The sequence below is a fragment of the Staphylococcus debuckii genome, from assembly GCF_003718735.1.
Lineage (GTDB): Bacteria > Bacillota > Bacilli > Staphylococcales > Staphylococcaceae > Staphylococcus > Staphylococcus debuckii.
Genome location: NZ_CP033460.1, coordinates 1778054 through 1794953, shown reverse-complemented (window position 1 = coordinate 1794953; position 16900 = coordinate 1778054). Strand labels below are relative to the sequence as shown.

The following is a 16900-nucleotide window of genomic DNA, read 5'->3' as shown; positions in this document are numbered from 1 at the left end:
CTAACTCTCTTTATCTATATTAGCAGTAGCTATCTGAATAGAAAATGCGCTTGTTCCAAGCTTTTTTCTATTCTAGTTAGCTGTGCCGAGGCAGAACGACGAAATAATTTTAACCAATGTTATTTCTGTTCTGCTCTCTATTCTAGTTAGCTTTGCCGGGGCGGGAAGACGAAATAATTTTAATTAAAAATTATTTCTGTCCCGCTCCCAATTACTCATTTACTTAAATCTACAAACTGAATAGATTTAAAGCCTTCAATTTGGAAAAGCGCTTTTATGATATCTTCAGATACCGTATGGTCAACGGAGATAATCATCATAGCGTCGCCACCTTCTTCAGCACGTCCTAAATGCATAGAAGCAATATTGATATCATATTCTCCTAAGATTTGACCGGTTCTACCTACAATACCTGGACGGTCTGTATGATTGATAACCAACTGATATTTTGCAGGTTTGAAATCAACAGGATAATCATTAATTCTTACGATACGAGGACCGTAACCATTTAATACGGTTGCTCCGACAGTAACGACTTGATCTCGATTCACCATCGTTAATTCAATATAATTGTTGAAAGAGCGAGATTTCGCATCTTTTTCTACGTTATATACTACGTTCTGCTCATTTAATAAGAATAAAGCATTGACTAGATTGACACGTTCTCCTAAATCTTGTGATAATACTCCTTTGGCAATAGTGCGCGTAAGTATATTCGTATCCTCTTTTACCAACTCACCGCTGAATTTAATTTTGAGTTCACGCGGTGCTTTCCCAAGTAATTGAATCGCTACTTTGCCGGCCATGTCACACAAATCAAGGTAATCTTTTAATTCGGCGTCTTCTTCTCCGAAAATCATTTTTGGTGCATTTACTGCATGACGGACGTTACCAGTATGGAAGAATTCCGCAATTTCATTTGCGACTGACACAGCCACTTTCTCTTGTGCTTCTACTGTTGAAGCACCCAAGTGAGGTGTCACAATAACTTTGTCATGCTTAGTTAAAGGCGAATCAGTAGCCGGTTCATGTGTAAATACATCAATCGCCGCTCTAGTGATTAAATTGCGGTCTAAAGCATCTACTAAGGCATCTTCATCAATAATACCGCCACGTGCTACGTTAATAATTTGTAATTGCGGCTTTGCTTGTTCGAAAAATTCTTTGCCGACCATACCTTTAGTTTTAGCAGTAAGTGGTGTATGAACAGTTACAAAATCAGCTTGTTGCGCAATTTCATCGACACTTGCACGCTCGATATCTAATTCTTTTGCTTTTTCAGCAGTTAAATAGGGGTCAAAGGCGATGATTTTCATACCGAAACTCTTAGCACGTTTTGCTACACCGAGCCCAATGCGTCCTGTTCCGATAATACCTAAAGTTTTGTGATAAAGTTCTGTTCCTTTAAATTCAGAACGATTCCATTTTCCTTCTTTAAGCGATTGATGCGCAGTAGGAATTTGGCGCGCCATTGCTAATATCATTGCCATTGAATGCTCAGTGGCAGAAATCGTGTTGCCATCCGGTGCATTAATAACTAATATACCGCGTTTAGTTGCTGCGTCTCTATTAATATTATCGACACCGACACCAGCACGTGCAATAATTTTTAAATTATCAGCAGCTTCAATGACATCATCTGTCACTTGCGTTTGGCTTCTAACAATTAACCCATCGTAATCTTTGATTTTTCCAATTAAAGCTTCTGGAGATAATCCAGTATCAATATCTACCTCGAATTGCTCATCATCTAATAATGTTTGTAATCCTTCTTCAGCAATAGGATCTGAGACTAAGATTTTATACATATTCTTTAACCACCTCTAAATAAGCTTTTGTACCTTTACCAATATAAGATTCATTACGTAATTCTGAGAGGATAACCTCTAAAGCACTCACACACTGTAAGATATCAGCAGTATCAATCATGCCCAAATGACCGATACGCAAAATCTTTCCTTTTAATTTACCTTGTCCACCTGCAATTGTAATATTAAAACGATCTAATAAAGCATTTTTAATTGCTAAGACTTCCTCGGCAGTAGGAGGAACAAATGCCGTAACAGTAGGTGAAGCATATTCATCGTCTACAAGAAGCGGTAAATCCAATGCGTTCAATGCAGCACGAAGTCCATCTCTAATGATATAGTGGCGCTCAATTATATTGTTGAAGCCCTCATCTTCAACCAGCTCTGCGTAAGCAGCGGCAGCTTTATAGAAGCTGACATTCGGCGTAAATGGTGTTGAGTTTTTCTCAGCAGAAGCAATATACTTATTTAAATCCAAATAAAATCTCGGCGTTTTAACTTCTGCAAAACGTTTACCCGCTCTGTCTGAATAGGCTGCAAAAGCTAGACCAGGCGGCAACATCATTGCTTTTTGACTACCAGCAACCAAGACATCGATATGATCACGTTCTAAATTGACGTCAACCGCGCCCACACAACTCACACCATCTACTGCAAAATAAGTGTCAGGATAATGTTGATGTAAAGCTTCCCCTAAATCATGGATAGGGTGGACCACCGTTGTAGAAGTTTCACAATACTGCGTATAAACAGCAGTAACGGCAGCAGGTAAGTCGTTTAAAAAATCTATAAACGCTGCAACATCAACCGCTTCGCCCCAAGCGACTTCAAAGACGTGAACATGATTAAAGTAAGTTTCAGCAATTTGCTTAAAACGATTACCGAAAGCACCTGATACAATAACAGCAACATGGTCATCCGCATTAAGAAGATTTACCATACTTGCCTCTAACGCACTCGTACCACTTGAAGTAAAAATCAAGACATCATTTTTCGAACCGAAAACAGGCTTCAACCCTTTATAAGCCTTTTCAGCAACTGCTTCGAATGCTTTAGTACGATGTCCGATCATAGGTTCATTAATGACACGTTGAATGCGTTCCGGAATCGGAGTCGGTCCCGGTGTTAATAACAATGGATGATGATACATAAAGATTTCCCCCTAACAACAAGATTGTTTCATTTTATCAAATATTCTGAAAATAAGGAAGCGAATTTCAGTGTAAATATAGAAGATTTACGACAAAATAACACACTTATAAGATGAAATCGTTTTCTTTTGTAAAAAGAAAGATTCAGAGAGAGGGAAGAAGTAAAAAGGGGATGGAATGACAACCATCCCACTCCCTAAAAAGTTACAATACAGTCGGTTCAATTTTAATTTCAACATTTCCCCGTATAGAATTTGAAATCATACAATTGTTATCTGCAATTTTTAACAATGAGTCGAGGCGTTTTTCTAGTTGTGCTTTTTCGGAACTACTTACAGAAATTTGTGGTTGATGTGTAATACGTTCCATTTTAAACTTTCCATTTTCTAAAGAAGCAGTGCCTATAGATTGTTGGTTAATAGAAATAGATGTGAAACGTGCGCGTTCTAAAGCCGCAGCTAAAGATATAATGTAGCATGAAGAAGCCGCAGCCACGAGCATTTCGTCAGGATTAGTTCCTGTTCCTTGACCGCCTAATGAGGCAGGAATGGAAATTGCTTCATTAATGACATCTCCGGTCACGCGTCCCACTTCGTCGCGTCCGCCACTCCATTGTGTGGCAACAATAAAATCATGATTCGGCATTTTTCTTTGACCTCCCAAATAACTATGATAAATTGATTTTAAAGTATACTCTATGAAAAGGATGAGCAAGCATGCAAAAAATTAAAACTGATGAAGAATTAAAAATAATCGCACATCGCGGTTTTAATATAGATTATCCTGAAAATACACTCTTAGCTTATAAAGCTGCATTAAATGCATCTGTAGATATGTTGGAAATTGATGTGCATTTAACCAAAGACCAAGAATTAGTGGTCATCCATGACGATAAAATTGATCGCACTTCTAATGGATCAGGTTATGTAAAAGATTATACCTTAGATGAATTGAAAAGCTATGATTTCGGTTCATGGAAAGATAGTACGTTCGAAGGCACTCATATCATGACTTTCGGAGAAGTGGTAAAACTGGTTCAAGCGTATGATATTACTTTATTGATTGAAATTAAAAAGCCTAGTCAATATCCTAATATCGAGGAAATATTAATAAGAGAATTAAAGGAATATCGCTTGTATCCAGAGCGCGTGATTATACAGTCATTTGATGAAAAGAGCATGCAAAAAATTGCGGAAATCACACAAAACTATGAACGAGGATTGCTTTTAAGCAAAAAGAAATACTTAATGCGCATGCCGAATTTCAATAAAATTGCAAAATATTGCCAATACGTGAACCCTAATTATCAACTTGTGAATCGAAAATTTGTAGAGAGAGCACATCTGCATGGATTGCAAGTGTTGCCATATACTGTGAATGATATTGATGAAATCAAAAAACTCATAGACTTAGGGGTCGACGGAATTATTACCGATGGGCCGAATTATTATTTTGATTTAGACTGAACAGATCAATTATTGTATAATTAAATTATCAAAATAAATGGAGGAAGAGTGAGAGACATCAAGTACTAATCCTAGATTTCTTTCCTCAATACATCGATATGGAAATTAATATCAAAATTAAAGACAAGAAAGAATTAGCAAGTTGGATTGTAGTAATCGTAGGAGTAGCAATTTATCAAATTGTGAAAAGAAAAAAGAAATAATAAATACAAAGCAGAAAAAAGACCGCTTACTCTAAAAAATAGGGTAGGCAGTTTATTCATTATTTATACATTTTTTATTCATCCTCTATTCTCCCAGTTCGAAAAAGCTTCCGATAAAAGTTCCGACACTTTTATGGTTTATTAAGTATTAATAAGTGTTATTTCACTATTTTTAATGGTAAAGAAAAAGTGCTATAAAGCCCGTCAAATCGGTACTTTATAACACTTTATACTACTTATCAATTCACTACTTATTATTTACCTGAGTAGTACTCAACGATAAGTTGTTCGTTGATTTCAGCTGGTAATTCGCTGCGTTCAGGAATGCGAACGAAAGTACCTGATAATTTATCTTCGTCAAAGTCTAAGTATTCAGGAACGTAGTTGTTAATTTCAACTGATTCTTGAATAATGTCTAGTTTTTGAGATTTTTCTCTAACTGACACAACTTGGCCTGGTTTTAAAGTATAAGAAGGGATGTTTACACGTCCGCCATCTACTTCGATGTGACCATGACTTACTAATTGACGAGCTTGACGACGAGTACGTGCTAAACCTAAAGCATATACTACTGCGTCTAAACGTCTAGCTAATAAGCGCATGAAGTTTTCACCGTGCACACCAGATTGTTTACCAGCTTCGATGAAAGTATTGTGGAATTGTCTTTCAGTAATTCCATACAAGTAACGTAATTTTTGTTTTTCACGTAATTGAATTCCATATTCTGATAATTTTTTTCTTTGGTTTGGACCATGTTGTCCTGGTGCGTAAGGACGTTTTTCTAATTCTTTACCAGTACCGCTTAAAGAGATACCTAAACGACGAGATTTTTTCCAGTTTGAACCTCTGAATCGAGCCATAATAAGACTCCTCCTTTTGTTTTTTTAGTTGTTATGAAAAAACAAAAAAGAGTGTTGTATGCTTATTAAGATATGTTGTTTTATGTGTCCTCGCCTCATAGCTACGGTTACACGGCACGTCCGCATTGGGAACAACATAGCGCCTAATAATATACAACTGCTACTTTCGTTAATTCACACAAAGAGTATTGTACCCATTTAAGCTCATAAAGTCAATACATTAATTGAAAATAGTAGTAACAAGTGAGTTATTTCACTGTTTTAGCAATTTGTTTTTCTAAAACTGCCATAATCGCTTCTAATCCTTCTTGATCTTCTTTCGAAAAGCGATTTTTAATAGGAGCATCAATATCTAAGAGTCCGATTACTTTGCCATCGCGATGCATTGGAATTACGAGTTCAGATTGACTACGTGCATCACAAGCAATATGACCAGGGAATGCATGCACATCATCGATACGCTGTGTAATATCTTTTTCAGCTGAAGTTCCGCAAACGCCTTTGCCAAGTTGAATTGGAGTGCAAGCCGGACGTCCTTGAAAAGGGCCTAAGATAAGTTGGTTATCTTCTATTAAATAAAATCCTAACCAATTAATTTCTGGAATATTGTCATTTAATAATGCAGATGTATTGCTCAATAAGGTAATTAAATATTTTTCTTCCGCATTCAATCCTTCTAGTTGCTGCTGAAGCGAATGATAATTAGTAGTAATTTGCGGCATTCAAAAGACCTCTTTTCTATCTAAGATTTTCCATATTATAATATGATTTCTTAAAGTATTTCAATTCAAATCGCTTGTTTCGCTGAAATGTTAGCAGATTGTTATAAGAAAGTTAAGATTTTTATTTTAATGACACCCAAAATTACGCTATAATAAGAAGTGATTAAATAGGAGGAGAAAACAATGGCACTGTATATCATTTTAGCAATTATCATCATAGCTTTGATAGTTGTCGGTATCATGTTCTATCTCCGTTCTTCAAAACGTCAAGTGGTTGAGCAAACGGAAGAGCGCAAGATAGAGGTTGAAAAACTAACTTTAGATGATCGTTTGAAAGAGTTGGACGATTTGAATCTTAAAGGGGAAACACAACAAGAACACGACCGCTTAAAGCGCGAATCATTAACTAATTTTAATGAAAATTTAAGCCCGGTTGAGGAAAAAATTCATAATGCTGAAGAAAACTTTGATAAGTTTAAATTTTCAGTGGCCCAAACGGAACTTGACGATGCGAATGCATTAATGGATCGCTACGAGTTGCAACATAGTAAACTTTCTGAAGAAGTTGACAATATTCTTGCCTTACATAAAGATAGTGATCGACTTTATGAGGAGAGCAAGAATAACTACCGCGAAATGAAACGCGATGTTCTTGCAAACCGTCATCAATTTGGTGAAGCAGCTGCTCCATTAGAAAAAGAAATCGAATCTTTTGAGCCTGAATTAATCAAATATACAGAGCTGAAAGAGAACGGGGACTATCGTCAAGCTCACGAACATATCGCAACTTTAAATGAAGATATGAATTATTTGAAGAAAGATATGGAAGAAATCCCTGACTTAATTCGAGAAGCGCAAAAAGAATTGCCTGGTCAGTTCCAAGATTTAAAATATGGTTGCCGCGACTTAAAAGTTGAAGGGTACGACTTGGACCATGTGAAAATCGATAGTACATTACAAACGCTAAAAACTGAGTTAAGTTTTGTAGAACCGATGATTAGTCGCTTAGAGTTAGAAGAAGCAAATAACAAATTGATTAATATTAATGAACAGCTTGATGAAATGTATGATTTAATTGAACATGAAGTCAAAGCTAAGAACCAAGTGGATGAAACGAAAGAAGTCATCACAAGTGATTTATTCAAAGCGAAAGAAATGAATTATACACTACAAACTGAAATTGAATATGTGCGTGAAAATTACTATATTAATGAAACAGATATTCAAAATGTACGTCAATTTGAGAACGAAATTCAAAATTTAATTGCTGTATATGATGATATCTTGAAAGAAATGGCGAAATCAGCTGTACGTTATAGTGAAGTTCAAGATAATTTAGCTTATATTGAAGAGCACGTTCAAGTTATTAATGAAAAGCAAGAAAAACTTCAAAATCACTTAATACAGTTACGTGAAGATGAAGCTGAGGCAGAAGATAACATTCTACGTGTCCAATCTAAGAAAGAAGAAATTTATCGCCGATTACTTGCTTCAAACTTAACAAGCGTACCTGAACGTTTCATTATTATGAAGAATGAAATCGACCATGAAGTGCGAGAAATTAACAGTCAATTCAGTGAACGCCCTATCAATGTCAAACATTTGAAAGATAAAGTGACGAAAGTAGTACTTCATATGAATAATTTTGAAAATGAAGCAACAGATGTCCTTGTAAATGCTGTGCTTGCTGAAAAATTAATCCAATACGGCAACCGCTACCGTAAAGATGACAGCAGCATTGATAAGAGTCTGAATGAAGCGGAACGCTTATTCAAGAACAACCGTTACAAACGCGCAATTGAAATTGCTGAACAAGCTTTAGATTCAGTAGACCCTGGTATCTCACAACGAATTGAAGATGAAGTAATTTCTCAAAATCAATAGCAGTTTAATATAAATCCCTGGAGGCTATGCCAAGCTTCCAGGGATTTTTGCGTATTGAGAAATTGTCGAGATATGGTAAAATATAAAAATTGGAAGCGAACCGGAGTAGAAAGAGAATTAATATTAGTGGAAGTGACTTATAAGTGATTTATTTAGATAATGCAGCAACAACTAAACCTGCACAAGACGTATTAGATACTTTTGTGAAAGTCAATCAAGATTTATATTTTAATCCCAATAGTCCGCACCAAGCGGGATTGCAAGCAGAACAATTATTACAACAAGCGAAAGTGCAAATCGATCGTATTTTAGGACTAGAAAATCGTTACGATATTATCTTTACGAGTGGCGCAACTGAATCCAATAATATGGCGTTGAAAGGAGCGGCTTATAATAGAAAACCTTTCGCGGATGAAATTATTGTTTCCGTTATCGAACATGCTTCTGTATTAGAAGTCATGCGCCATTTAGAAGAAGAAGGTTTCAAATTAAAATACGTCAATGTTACGCAAGAGGGGAAAATTGATTTAGAACATTTGAAAGCTTTAATGTCTAGCAATGTAGGCTTGGTAACATGTATGCAAGTCAATAATATAACAGGACAAGAGCAACCGATTGCCGACATTGCCAAGATACTGAATGATTATCCTAAAGCGCATTTTCATGTAGATGCAGTTCAAGCTATTGGTAAAGTTCCATTAACATTTAATCGTGTAGACAGTATGAGTTTCAGCGGTCATAAATTTAATGGATTAAAGGGACAAGGTTTATTGTTAGCACGCAATATTCATAATCTGGAACCCGTTATTCATGGCGGAGGGCAAGAATATGGATTAAGAAGCGGAACAGTAAATCTGCCTATTGATATTGCTATCGTGAAAGCTTTAAAGCAAGCAGTACAACAACGTGATACGCTCAATTCACGTTTACACCAATATAATAACGAATTGCGTACTTTTCTGCATGCTTTCAGAGGAGTGAAAATCAATTCACCTGAAAATAGCGCGCCTCACATCTTGAATGTCGGATTTGACGGGGTGAAAGGCGAGGTACTAGTGAATGCATTTTCCAAACAAAATGTAATGCTTTCTACTACGAGTGCATGCTCATCTAAACGAGGCCACTTAAATGAAGTGTTGCTCTCGATGGGAGTATCAGAATCACAAATTGAAGGCAGTATTCGTATTTCTATGGGAGCTTTGACCAGTGAAGCGGATATCCAAGGATTCAAAACCGCTTTTGAAAAAGTTTATGAGGAAATGAAGGAGTTGTTAAAACCATGATGTACGATCATATATTAGTAAGATATGGCGAGTTGACGCTTAAAGGTGCGAACCGAAAAATGTTCGTGAATAAATTACGCTCAAATGTAAAACAAGCGTTAGTGCCATTGCAAGGTTATACAGTTAAAGCAAATAGAGACAGAATGTATATTGAAGTAACACCTGAAGCGGATATCGAAGAAATGATGCGTCGAATCAGTAAGGTATTCGGCGTTAAATCTATCAGTCCTGTGATGAAAATAGAAAAAGATTTAGAAGTGGCTAAAGCACAAGCGAGTGATTTTGCTGAAGCTTATGCAGAAGGTGATTCATTCAAAATTGATGTCAAACGTTCAGATAAACAATTTCCATATGATACGTATCAGTTACAACGTATTTTAGGGGGAGCAGTTTTAGAACATAATCCCCAAGTTCATGTAAATGTACGCCAGCCAGACCACATTATCAAAACAGAAGTTCGTTTAGATGCGATTTATATTTATGATCGTGTGATTGAAGGGGCAGGCGGTTTGCCAGTTGGTACAGGCGGCAAAACATTATTGATGCTCTCTGGCGGTATTGATTCACCAGTAGCAGGAATGGAGATTATGCGTCGCGGCGTTACAATTGAAGCCATTCATTTTCATAGTCCGCCTTTTACAAGTGAAAAAGCGAAAGAAAAGGTCATTGAATTAACACGTATTCTAGCTGAACATGTCGGTCCGATTAAATTGCATGTTGTACCGTTTACAGAAGTACAAAAACAAATCAATAAAGTGGTGCATGAGCGTTATACTATGACTTCTACTCGTCGAATGATGATGCGCATTGCAGATAAAGTTGTACACCAAATCGGAGCGGATGCGATTGTGAATGGTGAAAATTTAGGACAAGTAGCGAGTCAAACATTGAAGAGCATGTATGCAATCAATCATGTGACGACGACACCTGTTTTACGTCCGCTGCTCACACTCGACAAAGAAGATATTGTTATTAAAGCGAAAGAATATGGAACATTTGAAACTTCCATTCAACCATTTGAAGATTGCTGCACAATATTTACACCTAAGAATCCCGTTACAGAACCTGATTTCGAAAAAGTAGAGAAATATGAAGGGGTCTTCGATTTCAGTGAAATGATTCAACGTGCAGTAGATAATGTAGAAACAATTGAAATTAATAAAAATTATCAAAGTCAAAAGGATAAAGATACTGAAACATTAATGCAAGATTTATTCTAAGCTAATGAACTAACATCATTCAGACAAAGGGGATAGTTCAACATGGAATGGGACCTAACATTAATTATCATTATTATAGTATTTGGATTTCTCGCTGCTTTCATAGATTCGGTTGTAGGCGGCGGGGGATTAATTTCAACACCCGCTTTATTAGCTATTGGGCTGCCGCCAGCGGTTGCTCTTGGCACGAATAAATTAGCAAGTTCATTTGGTTCTTTAACCAGTGCTGTAAAATTTATTCGTTCTGGGAAAGTAGATTTAAAGATTGTCGGGAAGTTATTTCCCTTTATATTTATAGCAGCAGCAGGTGGTGCAAGTTTGGCCTCGTTTTTACCTGCATCTGTTTTAAAACCGCTAGTGATTGTGATTTTAACTGTGGTAATGATTTATACATTGATGCGTAAAGACTGGGGCAGTATCAGAACATATCAAAAACTCTCGCCAGGCAAAGCCTTTATATTTACAATCGTATTGTTGTGTATCGGCTTTTATGATGGCTTTTTAGGCGGCGGTACAGGATCATTCTTCTTATTTACATTATTAATTGTCGGTTTTGACTTTTTAAGTGCAGCAGGCAATGCGAAAGTTTTAAATTTTGCATCTAATGTTGGAGCACTGATGCTCTTCATGATTCTAGGCAAAGTGGATTATGGCATTGGTTTATTGATGGCAGTAAGTATGATTGCTGGCTCCTATGCTGGTGCGCAATTTGCTTTACGACAAGGCGTAGGATATGTCAAAGCGCTATTTGTAATCGTCACAAGTGCATTGATTCTAAAAAATATTTATGATTATGTCCAACAGTGGCTGTCATAATCTGTTGAAGATGGGAGTGGGGCTGAGATATTAAAATATTTCAGCTTTTCTCTTTGAATTGGCAGTAGCTATCTGAATAGAAAATACGCTTGTTCCAAGCTTTTTCTATTCTAGTTAGCCTTGCCGGGGCGGGAAGACGAAATAATTTTAATCAAAATTATTTCTTTCCCGCTCCCCTTTTTATGTAGAATTTCTGTACGAAATGCTTTCAAGGATGAGCTTCTTTCTAAGGTTTTCTTTTTCAAGAAAAATCTGAATTGAGAAACCATAATCGTTGGTTTTCTAAGATTGATATCGTTATAATGAGGGTATGAGAAATAAATAACAATATCTTAGGAGGTCGTTTATTTTATGGTACAAATTGCATTCGGCGGAGATCCCGTTACATTATCAGGCAACCCGATAGAAGAAGGTCAAACAGCACCAGACTTTACAGTTGTGAACAACGATTTAGAAGAAGTGACACTTAAAGATTATGATGGCAAGAAGAAATTAATCAGTGTAGTACCTTCAATTGATACAGGTGTATGTGACAAACAAACACGTAAATTCAACGAAGAGGCTTCTTCTGAAGAAGGCGGCATTGTATTGACTATTTCTGAAGACTTGCCTTTCGCACAAAAAAGATGGTGTGCAGCAAGCGGCTTAGATAATGTTGTTTTATTAAGTGATTATCAAAAACATTCATTTGGTAAAAACTTCGGCGTGTTAATGGAAGGCTTAGAATTATTAGCACGTTCAGTATTCGTGTTAGATAAAGATAACAAAGTTGTTTATTCTGAAATTGTGAGTGAAGGTACTGACTTCCCTGATTTCGATTCAGCTTTAAAAGCTTATAAAGAATTAGACTAAAATATAAGTGATTTCTTATAAATAAATATTAAATCAGACTGCTCATAATTAGTGCTAGTAGTACTTATTGATTATGAGCAGTCTTTTTAGGAAGGGTTATAATATGGCTGAAGAAAAAACAATCATGGAACGGTTGTTTCATGAATTAGATGATAAAACAAAGGCTTTGAATGAGGAGAACGGACAGAGTTTTATTGAGAACCTGGGTTTAGCAATGGAGGAAATTTATCAAAATAATCGCGAGTTGCTAGAACAGGCGACACTTGCTGATAGACGTAAAGCGTTCCAGTTTGCTTATTTAAGTTTGATGCAAGAGCAAGAAATCCAAGCGAATCATCAAATCACACCTGATTCTATTGGGTTGATTTTGGGTTATTTGGTTGAGCGCTTCACTGAAGGCAAGAAAGAACTGAATATTGTAGACTTAACCAGCGGAAGCGGCCATTTGAGTGCGACAGTGCATGAAGTATTGAAAGATCAGACATTGATGCATCACTTGGTTGAAGTTGATCCTGTACTCTCACGTGTAAGTGTCCATCTCGCTAATTTCTTAGAAATACCTTTCGATGTTTATCCTCAAGACGCCATTATGCCTTTACCGTTTGAGGAGGCAGATGTGGTAATCGGTGACCTTCCTGTAGGGTATTATCCTGTAGATGATCGCAGTCATGAGATGAAACTTGGGTTTGAAGAAGGACACAGTTATGCGCATTATCTTTTAATTGAGCAGGCTATGGAAGCGTTGAGAGGAAGCGGCTATGCCTTCTTAGTAGTACCAAGTAATATTTTTGAAGGTAATGAAGTGAAACAGCTTGAAAAATTTATTGCTACAGATACTGAAATGCAAGCATTCCTTAACTTACCGAAAACACTATTCAAAAGTGAAAATTCTCGTAAATCTATTTTAATTCTGCAGAAAAAAGAACAAGGCGAAACGCACTCTGTAGAGGTGTTGTTAGCGAATATTCCAGATTTCAAAGCACCACAACAATTCCAAAAATTTATGGGTGAATTGAATGAATGGCTGCAACAAAATCATCACAAATTTTAACTGTAACAATCTTGTATTTGCACTGTATTAATGGTTAAATAGATATGGTAAAAGAAAATGGAAAAATTGGAGGCATACTCTTATGTCAAATTTAGTTTTAGCGATTAACGCAGGCAGCTCATCATTGAAATTTCAACTTATCGAAATGCCTGAAGAAAAATTAGTCAGTAAAGGCTTAATTGAAAGAATCGGTCTTAAAGGCTCAAAGATAACTGTTGAATACGACGGTCGTAAATTTTCGGATGAAAAGGAAATTAATGACCACGTACAAGCTGTTAATGTCATGTTAGATAACTTAATTGATTTAGGCATTATTCGTGATATCAATGATATCGATGGAACAGGCCACCGTGTAGTACATGGCGGTGAACTTTTCCCTGAATCAGCATTAGTAACAAACGATGTGGAAAAACAAATCGAATCTTTAACAGAACTTGCGCCATTGCATAACCCGGCCAACTTGATGGGTATTCGTGCGTTCCGTAAGTTATTGCCAGGAATTCCGCATGTGGCAGTATTCGATACATCCTTCCATCAAACTATGCCTGAACAAGCTTATTTATACAGCTTACCGTTCCACTATTATAAAGACTATGGTATTCGTAAATATGGTTTCCACGGTACAAGTCATAAATTTGTATCACAACGTGCAGCTGAAATTCTCGGCAAACCGATTGAAGAATTACGTATTATCTCATGTCATATCGGTAATGGTGCTTCAATCGCTGCAATCGACGGCGGCGAATCAGTAGATACTTCAATGGGCTTCACACCTTTAGCAGGTGTAACAATGGGTACACGTTCAGGTGATATTGATCCAGCCTTAATTCCATACATCATGGAAAAAACAGGTAAAAGTGCTGAAGCAGTATTAGACATCTTAAATAAAGAATCAGGTTTACTTGGTATTTCAGGTACTTCAAGTGATTTGCGCGATTTAGAACAAGATGCTGAAGAAGGTAAAACACGCGCGCAACTTGCTTTAGATGTGTTCGCATCACGTATTCATAAATACATTGGTTCTTATGCAGCAAAAATGCATGGTGTGGATGTCGTTATCTTTACTGCAGGAGTAGGGGAAAACTCTGATGAAGTACGTGCTCGTGTTTTAGAAGGATTAGAATTCATGGGTGTGTATTGGGATCCTAAGAAAAATTCTCAGTTGCATGGCACTGAAGGATTTATCAATTACCCTCACTCACCAGTAAAAGTCATTGTAATTCCTACAAATGAAGAAGTCATGATAGCAAGAGACGCTGTTAAATTCGGTAGTCTATAATTAAAAAAAGAACAATCCGTTTGATAGAGGTTGGAACTTTAATTTGTCCCAATTCCTATCAGATGGATTGTTTTTTAATGCAAAAAAATGAGGAGCAAAGACATCATTATGTCTCTGCCCCTCGTAATCATTTAAATGATAGATGGTTTTATTTTGCTTGATATTGTTTACGTAATTCTTCAGTCGCAACTTGTGGTTGGAAATCTTCAGGCATTTCTTCTGTACGTACTACCAACACATCACAAGGAGAGTGGCGTACAATTGCTTCAGAAACTGAACCAACGATAAATCTTTCAACTGCGTTTAAACCAGATGTACCACAAATTACTAAGTCTGCATCGACTTCTTTAGCAATTTTCTTAGGAATAATTGCTTTAGGAGAACCAAACTCTAATAATGTTTCTACATCTTTCACGCCTTCTTCATGAGCGAATTCTTTGTACCCTTTAAGTAACTCTTCAGAGAATTGTTTAGATTTCTCAGTGAATTGTACATCATATACCTCATAAGAAGTATAAGTTCTTGAATCAATAACATTTGTAATAATGAGTTTAGCATCATTACGTTTTGCAACTTCCACCGCTTTATTGAATGCCCATTCAGCTTCTTGCGATCCATCAACAGCGATTAAAATATGTTTGTAAGTTAACATCGTAAATGACCTCCTTCTTCTATTCAATTTTATTTTAGCACAGTTTACAGAATATTAGAAATGATTATATTAAGTTAAATATTTACAATTTATTGAAGGTTACAATAATCTTATAATTCGTAATAATTTAAACTTATCAATAATTATAGCCATAATGATTGCGCTTCCATCGCTTTCGCGTTACGATAATGCATGGGAGGTGTACGGAATGAAAATAGGTATTCCAAAAGAGATAAAAAATAATGAAAACAGAGTAGGTTTATCACCAAGTGGTGTGCATGCATTAGTAGAGAAAGGGCATACTGTGCTTGTCGAACACACTGCTGGAGAAGGTTCATTCTTCACGGATGAAGATTATAAAGCTGTAGGTGCTGAAATTGTAAACAGCGCTAGTGAAGCTTGGGATGTAGAAATGGTTATCAAGGTTAAGGAACCAATCAAAGAAGAATATCAATACTTCAGAGAAGACTTAATCTTGTTCACTTATTTACACTTGGCAAACGACAAAGAGTTAACAGAAAAATTAGCTGAGAAGAAAGTTGTAGCAATTGCTTATGAAACAGTTCAATTGCCTGATAACTCTTTACCATTATTAACACCAATGAGTGAAGTTGCAGGAAGAATGGCTGCGCAAATCGGTGCGCAATTCTTGCAAAAATTCTATGGCGGTAAAGGTATCTTACTTTCTGGTATTCCTGGCGTTCCTAAAGGTAATGTAACAATTATCGGTGGTGGCCAAGCAGGTACAAACGCTGCTAAGATCGCTTTAGGTTTAGGCGCAAACGTAACAATTTTAGACGTTAACCCTAAACGTTTACAAGAGCTTGAAGATTTATTTGATGGACGTGTTAATACTATCATGTCTAACCCATTAAATATTGAAGAAGCTGTAGTAAACAGTGACTTTGTAATCGGCGCAGTATTAATTCCTGGTGCTAAAGCTCCAAAATTAGTTACTGAAGACATGGTTAAACAAATGAAAGACGGTTCTGTTATGGTTGATATCGCTATTGACCAAGGTGGAATCTTCGAAACATCTGACCATGTGACAACTCATGATGATCCAACTTATATCAAACATGGTGTAGTTCATTATGCAGTTGCAAACATGCCTGGTGCGGTTCCACGTACTTCAACAGTTGGTTTAAATAATGCAACATTACCTTATGCATTGCAAATTGCAAACAAAGGTTATTTAGATGCATTACGTGATAACCAACCATTATCATTAGGATTAAATGTTTACGACGGCAAAGTAACAAACGAAGGCGTCGCTAAAGCACTTGATCTTCCGTATACACCAGTAGATAAAGCATTAGTTTAATTTTATTATTAAAATTAATGGGATGTCATTGAGACGATAATTAATTGTCTCAACAAACATCATAAATTAAGCTCCAACCATTCTGTTTAGGGTTTTACAGAATGCGTTGGGGCTTTTTTTGGTTTGAAAAGATGGGCGGGAGAGGTGCTGGAGATTTTTGAAATCGCGCGATAATGGGAGGAAAGACGTAATCTAGACACAAGTTTTTGGGAAGTGTCTAGATTCACCCCCACGTCCTCCGCACTGCCACACAAACAGGAGTTGAGACCATATCATCATGTCTCAACTCCTGTTTACTTCAACGACTGCAGCTATCTATATGAAAAATT

General features: G+C 36.5%; 15 protein-coding genes. 9 read left to right on the top strand and 6 right to left on the bottom strand.

From position 1 onward, the window contains the following. Positions 1-215 precede the first annotated feature (215 nt). The 3 genes from serA to CNQ82_RS08440 form a co-directional block, all read right to left on the bottom strand. Entirely contained in the window at positions 216-1808 is a 1593-nt protein-coding gene (gene serA, locus CNQ82_RS08450; protein WP_123144919.1) for a phosphoglycerate dehydrogenase, read from the bottom strand. After that, entirely contained in the window at positions 1801-2958 is a 1158-nt protein-coding gene (locus tag CNQ82_RS08445; RefSeq protein WP_123144918.1) for a pyridoxal-phosphate-dependent aminotransferase family protein, read from the bottom strand. Before CNQ82_RS08445 ends, serA begins: the two co-directional genes overlap by 8 nt. Positions 2959-3163: 205 nt before the next feature. After that, positions 3164-3604 (bottom strand): SACOL1771 family peroxiredoxin, encoded by a 441-nt coding sequence (locus CNQ82_RS08440; protein ID WP_123144917.1) that lies wholly within the window; start codon positions 3602-3604, stop codon positions 3164-3166. 71 nt (positions 3605-3675) lie between these two features. Between CNQ82_RS08440 and CNQ82_RS08435 the strand changes: the two genes are divergently transcribed. Next, a complete protein-coding gene (locus CNQ82_RS08435) occupies positions 3676-4425 on the top strand; it encodes a glycerophosphodiester phosphodiesterase (RefSeq protein WP_123144916.1) in 750 nt (249 codons plus the stop codon). 457 nt (positions 4426-4882) lie between these two features. Here the strand turns inward: CNQ82_RS08435 and rpsD are convergent, their stop codons facing one another. Then, positions 4883-5488: a 30S ribosomal protein S4 gene (rpsD, locus tag CNQ82_RS08430; protein WP_123144915.1), complete on the bottom strand. Its 606-nt coding sequence runs from the start codon at positions 5486-5488 to the stop codon at positions 4883-4885. A 248-nt stretch (positions 5489-5736) separates the two neighbouring features. Beyond that, positions 5737-6210: a GAF domain-containing protein gene (locus tag CNQ82_RS08420; protein ID WP_095104769.1), complete on the bottom strand. Its 474-nt coding sequence runs from the start codon at positions 6208-6210 to the stop codon at positions 5737-5739. A gap of 183 nt (positions 6211-6393) precedes the next feature. On the opposite strand from CNQ82_RS08420, the gene ezrA reads away from it, so the two are divergent. The 7 genes from ezrA (at position 6394) to CNQ82_RS08385 (ending at position 14595) form a co-directional block, all read left to right on the top strand. Beyond that, positions 6394-8094, top strand: a complete 1701-nt coding sequence (gene ezrA / locus CNQ82_RS08415; protein ID WP_123144914.1) for a septation ring formation regulator EzrA — start codon at positions 6394-6396, stop codon at positions 8092-8094. Between the two features lie 143 nt (positions 8095-8237). Then, the gene (locus CNQ82_RS08410) at positions 8238-9377 is read left to right on the top strand and encodes a cysteine desulfurase family protein (RefSeq protein ID WP_123144913.1); all 1140 of its coding nucleotides are present in this window, start codon (positions 8238-8240) and stop codon (positions 9375-9377) included. Beyond that, complete coding sequence (gene thiI / locus CNQ82_RS08405; RefSeq protein ID WP_123144912.1) at positions 9374-10597, top strand: tRNA uracil 4-sulfurtransferase ThiI; 1224 nt, start codon at positions 9374-9376, stop codon at positions 10595-10597. The genes CNQ82_RS08410 and thiI overlap by 4 nt, the downstream gene beginning before the upstream one ends. Positions 10598-10639: 42 nt before the next feature. Beyond that, entirely contained in the window at positions 10640-11413 is a 774-nt protein-coding gene (locus CNQ82_RS08400; RefSeq protein WP_123144911.1) for a TSUP family transporter, read from the top strand. Positions 11414-11764: 351 nt separating this feature from the next. Next, positions 11765-12265 (top strand): thiol peroxidase, encoded by a 501-nt coding sequence (tpx, locus tag CNQ82_RS08395; RefSeq protein ID WP_123144910.1) that lies wholly within the window; start codon positions 11765-11767, stop codon positions 12263-12265. 103 nt (positions 12266-12368) lie between these two features. Further along, positions 12369-13316 carry a class I SAM-dependent methyltransferase gene (locus CNQ82_RS08390; RefSeq protein ID WP_123144909.1) on the top strand — a complete coding sequence of 316 codons (948 nt, stop codon included), beginning with the start codon at positions 12369-12371 and terminating at the stop codon, positions 13314-13316. 82 nt (positions 13317-13398) lie between these two features. Beyond that, positions 13399-14595 carry an acetate kinase gene (locus tag CNQ82_RS08385; protein WP_123144908.1) on the top strand — a complete coding sequence of 399 codons (1197 nt, stop codon included), beginning with the start codon at positions 13399-13401 and terminating at the stop codon, positions 14593-14595. 148 nt (positions 14596-14743) lie between these two features. Here CNQ82_RS08385 and CNQ82_RS08380 read toward each other — a convergent pair whose 3' ends face one another. Then, positions 14744-15247 (bottom strand): universal stress protein, encoded by a 504-nt coding sequence (locus CNQ82_RS08380; protein ID WP_095104782.1) that lies wholly within the window; start codon positions 15245-15247, stop codon positions 14744-14746. 208 nt (positions 15248-15455) lie between these two features. Here CNQ82_RS08380 and ald point away from each other — a divergent pair, with 208 nt between their 5' ends. Continuing rightward, positions 15456-16571 (top strand): alanine dehydrogenase, encoded by a 1116-nt coding sequence (gene ald / locus CNQ82_RS08375; protein ID WP_123144907.1) that lies wholly within the window; start codon positions 15456-15458, stop codon positions 16569-16571. Positions 16572-16900 lie beyond the last annotated feature (329 nt).